At 67.8% G+C, this 7,523-nt stretch carries 7 protein-coding genes; 6 read left to right on the top strand and 1 reads right to left on the bottom strand.

The annotated features are described in order from the left end of the window. Nucleotides 1–204: 204 nt before the first annotated feature. Nucleotides 205–1,614: a site-specific DNA-methyltransferase gene (locus tag A6M56_RS13275; RefSeq protein WP_286758177.1), complete on the top strand. Its 1,410-nt coding sequence runs from the start codon at nucleotides 205–207 to the stop codon at nucleotides 1,612–1,614. Then, the gene (locus tag A6M56_RS13280) at nucleotides 1,611–2,876 is read left to right on the top strand and encodes a site-specific DNA-methyltransferase (RefSeq protein WP_286758172.1); all 1,266 of its coding nucleotides are present in this window, start codon (nucleotides 1,611–1,613) and stop codon (nucleotides 2,874–2,876) included. Before A6M56_RS13275 ends, A6M56_RS13280 begins: the two co-directional genes overlap by 4 nt. Here A6M56_RS13280 and A6M56_RS13285 read toward each other — a convergent pair. After that, nucleotides 2,843–3,433 carry a DUF3489 domain-containing protein gene (locus tag A6M56_RS13285; RefSeq protein WP_286758173.1) on the bottom strand — a complete coding sequence of 197 codons (591 nt, stop codon included), beginning with the start codon at nucleotides 3,431–3,433 and terminating at the stop codon, nucleotides 2,843–2,845. The two genes, A6M56_RS13280 and A6M56_RS13285, sit on opposite strands and share 34 nt — an antisense overlap. A gap of 110 nt (nucleotides 3,434–3,543) precedes the next feature. Between A6M56_RS13285 and A6M56_RS13290 the strand changes: the two genes are divergently transcribed. The 4 genes from A6M56_RS13290 to A6M56_RS13305 form a co-directional block, all read left to right on the top strand. Further along, nucleotides 3,544–4,080, top strand: a complete 537-nt coding sequence (locus A6M56_RS13290) for an elements of external origin (RefSeq protein WP_286758174.1) — start codon at nucleotides 3,544–3,546, stop codon at nucleotides 4,078–4,080. Then, nucleotides 4,080–6,050, top strand: coding sequence for a phage terminase large subunit family protein (locus tag A6M56_RS13295; protein WP_286758175.1), 1,971 nt, complete (start codon nucleotides 4,080–4,082; stop codon nucleotides 6,048–6,050). The genes A6M56_RS13290 and A6M56_RS13295 overlap by 1 nt, the downstream gene beginning before the upstream one ends. 7 nt (nucleotides 6,051–6,057) lie before the next feature. Further along, the gene (locus A6M56_RS13300) at nucleotides 6,058–6,264 is read left to right on the top strand and encodes a phage head-tail joining protein (protein WP_010961872.1); all 207 of its coding nucleotides are present in this window, start codon (nucleotides 6,058–6,060) and stop codon (nucleotides 6,262–6,264) included. Beyond that, on the top strand, nucleotides 6,264–7,523 hold a 1,260-nt coding region (locus A6M56_RS13305), incomplete at its 3' end, for a phage portal protein (RefSeq protein WP_286758176.1). The genes A6M56_RS13300 and A6M56_RS13305, both read left to right, overlap by 1 nt.

Raw genomic sequence — 7,523 nt, forward strand, 5'->3', positions numbered from 1 at the left:
TCCTTCCTGCCGAAATCGCGATGCGGGGGGCGCGAGCGCGGCATTCGCCTAGCGTCCGACTGCAAACCGAGGTTTGCAGGGTTTGCAGTTTGCACCCCCGCCCCTGTCCGCACACGTCACGAGCCCGCCCACGGCTTTCCGTCGGCGGGTTTTCCTTTTGGCTGCGCCGAAACGGCGCTGCGCTTGTTTTCCGAGGAACCGATTCTGAACACGCTGAACGTCGAATGCCGCAAGGTCGAGACGCTGATTCCCTACGCGCGCAATCCGCGCACGCACAGCGAGGCGCAGGTCGCCAAGATCGCCGCCAGCATCGTCGAGTACGGCTGGACCAACCCGATCCTCGTCGATGGCGACAACGGCATCATCGCGGGTCACGGGCGGCTCGCGGCCGCGCGCAAGTTGGGACTCGCGGAAGTGCCGGTGATCGAACTGGCGCACCTCACGCCGACGCAAAAGCGCGCGCTCGTCCTGGCCGACAACCGTCTCGCGCTCGAGGCGGGTTGGGACGAGGAACTGCTGGCGCTCGAACTGGCCGAGCTGTCCGACGCCGGCTACGACCTCGCGCTGACAGGCTTCGACGATGGAGAGATCGAAGCCTTCCTGTCGGAGCCGCAGCCGCACGAGGACACCAGCCCCGAGGCCGACGCCGGCGAGGACGATACGACCGACGATGTGCCCGACGCACCCGTCGTTCCGGTCTCGCGCCCGGGCGACGTGTGGTGCCTCGGATCGCATCGACTGATCTGCGGAGACGCCACCGATCCGGCCGTGGTCGCAGCGCTCATGCGGGGCGAGCGGGCGAAGCTCTGCTTCACCTCGCCGCCGTACGGCAACCAGCGCGACTACACCACCGGCGGCATCGCCGACTGGGACGCGCTGATGCGCGGTGTATTCGGCCATCTGCCGATGGCCGAGGACGGACAGGTGCTGATCAATCTCGGCCTGATCCACCGCGACAACGAGGTGATTCCGTATTGGGATGCGTGGCTCGGCTGGATGCGCACCCAGGGCTGGCGGCGCTTCGCCTGGTACGTCTGGGACCAGGGACCCGGCATGCCGGGTGACTGGGCGGGACGCTTCGCACCGAGCTTCGAGTTCGTTTTCCACTTCAACCGACAGAGCCGCAAGCCCAACAAGATCGTCCCGTGCAAACACGCGGGCCAGGACAGCCATCTGCGGGCAGACGGATCATCCACCGCGATGCGCAACAAGGATGGCGAGGTGGGCGGCTGGACCCACGCGGGCCTGCCCACGCAGGACACGCGCATCCCCGACTCGGTGATCCGCGTGATGCGGCACAAGGGCAAGATCGGCAAAGGCATCGACCATCCGGCCGTGTTCCCGGTGGCCCTGCCGCAGTTCGTCATGGAGGCGTACTCGGACGAGGGCGATGTGGTGTTCGAGCCCTTCGGCGGCAGCGGCACGACGATGCTCGCCGCCGAGCGCACCGGCCGCGTGTGCCGCAGCGTCGAGATCGCACCCGAGTATGTCGATGTCGCGGTCAAGCGCTTCCAGCAGAACCATCCGGACGTGGCGGTGACGCTGCTTGCCTCCGGCCAGTCCTTCACCGAGGTGGCGGCCGAGCGTCGGCGCGAAGCGGAGCTGGCCGCATGACCAACTCCTGGCTTGCCGACAAGATCGAGCAGTGGCCGACCGCCAAGCTCGTCCCCTACGCCCGCAATGCGCGGACGCACTCGGACGTGCAGATCGCGCAGATCGCCGCCTCGATTGCCGAGTTTGGATTCACCAATCCGATCCTCGCCGGCAGCGATGGCGTGATCGTTGCCGGTCATGGGCGCCTTGCCGCCGCGCAGAAGTTGGGGCTCGATGTCGTGCCGGTGGTCGTGCTCGATCACCTCACCCCAACCCAGCGGCGCGCACTGGTGATCGCGGACAACCGGATCGCCGAGAACGCCGGATGGGACGATGCGTTGCTGCGCGTCGAACTGGAAGCACTCCAGGACGAGGGCTTCGACCTGGATCTGACCGGCTTCGATGCCGACGCGCTGGCCGATCTGCTGGCAGGCGACGAGCCCGCCAACGAGGGGCAGACCGACGACGACGCGGTGCCGGAGGTCAGCGAGACGCCGGTATCACGGCCGGGCGACGTCTGGCTGCTCGGCCCGCACCGCCTGTTGTGCGGCGATGCGACCGTGGCCGACAGCTACGCGCGCCTGCTCGCAGGCGAGCCGGCGGACATGGTGTTCACCGATCCGCCGTACAACGTGAACTATGCGAACTCCGCCCGCGACAAGATGCGCGGCAAGGATCGCGCGATCTTGAACGACAACCTGGGCGACGGCTTCCACGACTTCCTGCTGGCGGCGCTGACGCCGACGGTCGCGAACTGCCGGGGCGCGATCTACGTGGCGATGTCGTCGAGCGAGCTGGACACGCTGCAGGCGGCCTTCCGCGCCGCCGGCGGCCATTGGTCGACGTTCATCATCTGGGCCAAGAACACCTTCACGCTGGGGCGTGCCGACTACCAGCGCCAGTACGAGCCGATCCTCTACGGATGGCCCGAGGGCGCGCAACGCCACTGGTGCGGCGACCGCGACCAGGGAGATGTCTGGCAAATCAAGAAGCCGCAGCGCAATGACCTCCACCCGACGATGAAGCCAGTGGAACTGGTCGAGCGGGCCATCCGCAACTCCAGTCGCCCCGGTGCCGTGGTGCTCGACCCCTTTGGCGGTTCCGGCACCACGCTGATCGCGGCCGAGAAGGCAGGACGCGTCGCGCGACTGATCGAGCTCGACCCGAAGTATGTCGATGTGATCGTGCGCCGCTGGCAGGACTGGACCGGCAAGCAGGCCACCCGCGAGGCGGATGGCCTGGCGTTTGATCAGGCGGCTACGTCTTCCGCGACGATCCTGTAGACGCGCTCGCCGCCGTCAAGCTTCTCGGAGACGAGGACCAGCCCGAGCTTCTTCTTGAAGGCCCCGGCGAAGGTGCCGCGCACCGTGTGCGCTTGCCAGCCTGTGGCTTCGCAGATCTGGCGCACCGTTGCGCCCTCCGGGCGCTTGAGCATGCGGATGACCTCGGCCTGCTTGCTGTTTTGCCGGATGCTGCGCACCCTCTCGGCTTCGCCTCGCGAAACTTCGCTGCGCTCGTTTTCGCGCGTGCGGGGCTTGGCGTCGGAGCGCCGTTGCGCCCAGGTCGCCTCGGCGGCGGAGACGGCCGCCTCCAGTTCCTCATCCGGTTCCACCGGAGCGGGGGCGGGCCGGGGACAACCCATCGCGTCGTAGCCTTCGGCGGCGACGAACCAGTCGGCACCAATGGATGTGATCAGCGCGCGTCTGAAAAGGCCGTCCAGCACCTTCTTGCGGGCGCCGCCTTTGACGTTGTCGGGGAAGCAGACGATCTTGCCGTCGGTGTGTTCGATGGCATAGGCTAGGATTGCATGCTGGGCGGGGGTCAGTTGGATGGTGGTCATCGCTTGCTCCTTGCGTGGGTTGATCGGGTGACGTGATGAACGCGCTGTTTCCGATGGAAGCCAAGCGAATGCCGCGAAGAAGTTGAACGAATCAGCCGATTGATCAGTGAATGGGAATCTCGATCCGCGCCTATGCGCGCCACCGTGGCGTGACCGATACAGCCGTGCACAAGGCGATCCGCGCGGGACGCATCACGCCGGAGGCTGACGGCACCATCGATCCAGAGAAGGCCGACCGCGAATGGGCCCGCAACTCGGAACCGCCCAAGACCGGCACCCGCACGAAGGCGCCGAAGGTCGCCATGCCCGACGCACCGGCTATGGGGAGTGAAGGCCCGGCGGCCCTGCCAACGGGTGGCGCTTCGCTGCTGCAGGCGCGTACCGTCAACGAGGTGGTGAAGGCGCAGACAAACAAAGTACGCCTCGCCCGCCTCAAGGGGGAGCTGGTCGACCGCAATCAAGCCATCGCCCACGTGTTCAAGCTCGCGCGAGCCGAGCGCGATGCGTGGCTCAACTGGCCGGCGCGCATTTCGGCGCAGATGGCGGCTCGGCTTGGCGTCGATCCGCACACGACGCACGTCGCGCTGGAGGCCGCCGTGCGCGAGCACCTGCAGGAGCTGGGCGAGTTGCGCCCGCGGGTGGACTGATGGACTTCGCGTATGAAGGCGCTGCCGAAATCGAGCGCGCATGGCGCGAGGGTCTGACGCCCGATCCCCTGCTCACTGTTTCCGAGTGGTCGGACCGCCACCGTGTGCTCTCCAGCAAGGCCTCGGCCGAGCCAGGCCGCTGGCGCACCAGCCGCACGCCGTATCTCAAGGCGATCATGGACTGCCTGTCCCCGACTTCGCCGGTCGAGCGTGTGGTGTTCATGAAGGCGGCGCAGCTCGGCGCGACCGAGATGGGCTCGAACTGGATCGGCTACGTGATCCACCACGCGCCGGGGCCGATGATGGCGGTGTGGCCGACGGTGGAGATGGCCAAGCGCAACTCCAAGCAGCGCATCGATCCGCTGATCGAGGAGTCGCCCGCTCTGCTCGAACTGATCGCTCCGGCCCGTTCACGCGACTCCGGCAACACCATCCTCGCCAAGGAGTTCCGTGGCGGTGTGCTCGTAATGACGGGCGCGAACAGCGCCGTGGGCCTGCGCTCGATGCCGGTGCGCTACCTGTTCCTCGACGAGGTCGACGGCTATCCGCTGGACGTCGAGGGCGAAGGCGATGCAATCTCGCTGGCGGAGGCGCGCACGCGCACCTTTGCGCGGCGCAAGATCTTCATCGTCTCGACGCCTACGATCTCGGGGGCGTCAGCGATCGAGCGCGAGTACGAGGCCAGCGATCAGCGCCGCTACTTCGTGCCGTGCCCGCACTGCTCGCACCGGCAGTGGCTGCGCTTCGAGCAGTTGCGCTGGGACAAGGGGCAGCCGGAGACAGCGGCCTATGTCTGCGAATCCTGCGACACGGCGATTGCCGAGCACCACAAGACGTGGATGCTGGAGCACGGAGAGTGGCGCGCGATGGCACCCGAGAACGGCGCCAGGACGGCGGGCTTCCACCTGTCCTCGCTCTACAGCCCGGTCGGCTGGCGCAGCTGGCGCGACATCGCGGCTGCCTGGGAAAACGCGGTCAGCAAGGAGTCCGGCTCGGCCGCCGCGATCAAGACCTTCAAGAATACCGAGCTCGGCGAAACGTGGGTCGAGGAAGGCGAAACGCCCGACTGGCAGCGGCTGATCGAGCGCCGCGAGGATTACCGGATCGGATCGGTTCCACCGGGCGGCCTGTTGCTTGTCGGCGGTGCCGACGTGCAGAAGGATCGCATCGAAGTGTCCATCTGGGCCTTCGGGCGCGGCAAGGAATCCTGGCTCGTCGAGCACCGCGTGCTGATGGGCGACACGGCGCGCGATACGATGTGGAAGCGCCTCGGTGAGCTGATCGCCGAAACCTGGACCCACGAGTCGGGAGCCGCGATGCCCTTGGCCCGGTTCGCGCTCGACACCGGCTTCGCCACGCAAGAGGCCTACGCCTTCGTGCGTGCCTGCCGCGACCCGCGCGTGATGGCGGTCAAGGGTGTGCCGCGCGGCGCGGCGCTGATCGGGACGCCGACGGCGATCGATGTCTCCCAAGCGGGCAAGAAGCTGCGCCGGGGCATCAAGGTCTTTGCGGTCGCCGTCGGCATCGCCAAGCTCGAGCTCTACAACAACCTGCGCAAGAGCGCGCTGGTGGCCGAGGACGGCACTACCGTGGCTTACCCGGCCGGCTTCGTCCATCTGCCGAAGATCGACGCGGAGTTCATCCAGCAGCTCTGCGCCGAGCAACTGATCACGCGCCGCGACCGCAACGGCTTCCCGGTGCGCGAGTGGCAGAAGATGCGCGAGCGCAACGAATCGCTCGACTGCTACGTGTACGCCCGCGCGGCTGCAGCGGCGGCGGGACTGGATCGCTTCGAGGAGCGCCACTGGCGCGAACTGGAGCGACAACTCGGGATGGAACGGCCGCCGGATGAGCCGTCCCCGCCACAGCCATTGAACCTGGACGAGGCCACCCACAGCGGTGGCCTCGTCGTTTCCGACATCCGCAAAACCGGCCGCCGCGTGATCAAGAGCCGCTGGCTGTCCCGATGAGGAATCCATGACCTACACCACCACCCAGCTCGACGCGCTCAAGCGCGCCCTAGGCAGCGGCGAGCGCCGCGTCACCTTCGGCGACAAGACGGTCGAGTACCGCTCGGTCGAGGAGTTGCAGGCCGCGATCCGCACCGTCGAAGCCGAGCTTGCGCGCAATGCAGGCGAGAGCCCGACGCGTCAGATCCGGGTCACCACCTCGAAGGGATTCTGATGGCCTGGTTCTCCAGAATCCGAAGCCTGTTCGGGCAACCGCCGGTGCATGAGGCCGCCGGCCGTGGCCGCCGCTCGCTCGCGTGGATGCCCGGCAACCCGGGCGCGGTGGCCGCGATGCTGGCAACCAGCGCCGAACTGCGCATCAAGAGCCGCGACCTGGTGCGCCGCAATGCATGGGCGCAGGCCGCCATCGAGGCCTTCGTGGCGAACGCGGTCGGCACCGGCATCAAGCCGCAAAGCCTCTCGCCCGAGGAGCGCTTCAAGGCCGAGGTGCAGGCGCTGTGGCGCGATTGGACCGAGGAAGCGGACGCTGCCGGGCAGACCGACTTCTACGGCCTGCAGGCACTGGCCTGCCGCGCGATGCTCGAAGGCGGCGAGTGCCTGATCCGGCTGCGGCCACGCCGCCTGGAAGATGGTCTGGTCGTGCCGCTGCAGCTCCAGCTGCTGGAGCCCGAGCACCTGCCGATCAGCCTCAACACCGATCTGCCCTCGGGCAACGCGGTGCGCTCCGGCATCGAGTTCGACAGCCTGGGCCGGCGCGTGGCCTACCACCTGTATCGCTCGCATCCGGAGGATGGGCGGCTGGCGCCGATGTCGGGCCAGGGCGGCATGGACACGGTGCGCGTCGATGCGAAAGAAATCATCCATCTGTACCGCGTGCTGCGTCCGGGACAGATCCGGGGCGAGCCGTGGTTGTCACGGGCGCTGGTCAAGCTCAACGAACTCGACCAGTACGACGACGCCGAGCTGGTGCGCAAGAAGACCGCCGCGATGTTCGCCGGCTTCGTGACGCGCCAGAACCCCGAGGACAACCTGATGGGCGAAGGCCCGGCCGATGGCGACGGCATCGCGCTCGCCGGCCTGGAGCCGGGCACGCTGCAGATTCTGGAGCCCGGCGAGGACATCAAGTTCTCCGACCCTGCCGACGTGGGCGGCTCGTATTCCGAGTTCCTGCGCACGCAGTTCCGCGCGGTGGCCGCCGCCATCGGCATCACCTACGAGCAGCTGACCGGCGACCTCACGGGCGTGAACTACTCGTCCATCCGCGCCGGGCTGCTGGAGTTCCGCCGCCGTTGCGAGATGGTGCAGCACTCGGTGCTGGTGCACCAGTTGTGCCGCCCGGTGTGGGCGTCATGGATGAGGCAGGCCGTGCTCGCCGGTGTGCTGGAGGCGCCCGGTTTTGCACGCGGCGGGCCGGCGCGGCGCCGCCAGTACCTGCAGGTGAAGTGGATTCCGCAGGGCTGGCAGTGGGTCGAT

Source organism: Ralstonia sp. RL, assembly GCF_001683835.1.
Taxonomy (GTDB): domain Bacteria; phylum Pseudomonadota; class Gammaproteobacteria; order Burkholderiales; family Burkholderiaceae; genus Ralstonia; species Ralstonia mannitolilytica.

Coding starts and splice junctions, on each gene's coding strand:
- A6M56_RS13290 (WP_286758174.1), top strand. CDS start 3,544: ATGGGAATCTCGATCCGCGCCTATGCGCGCCACCGTGGCGTGACCGAT.
- A6M56_RS13285 (WP_286758173.1), bottom strand. CDS start 3,433: ATGACCACCATCCAACTGACCCCCGCCCAGCATGCAATCCTAGCCTAT.
- A6M56_RS13295 (WP_286758175.1), top strand. CDS start 4,080: ATGGACTTCGCGTATGAAGGCGCTGCCGAAATCGAGCGCGCATGGCGC.
- A6M56_RS13280 (WP_286758172.1), top strand. CDS start 1,611: ATGACCAACTCCTGGCTTGCCGACAAGATCGAGCAGTGGCCGACCGCC.
- A6M56_RS13300 (WP_010961872.1), top strand. CDS start 6,058: ATGACCTACACCACCACCCAGCTCGACGCGCTCAAGCGCGCCCTAGGC.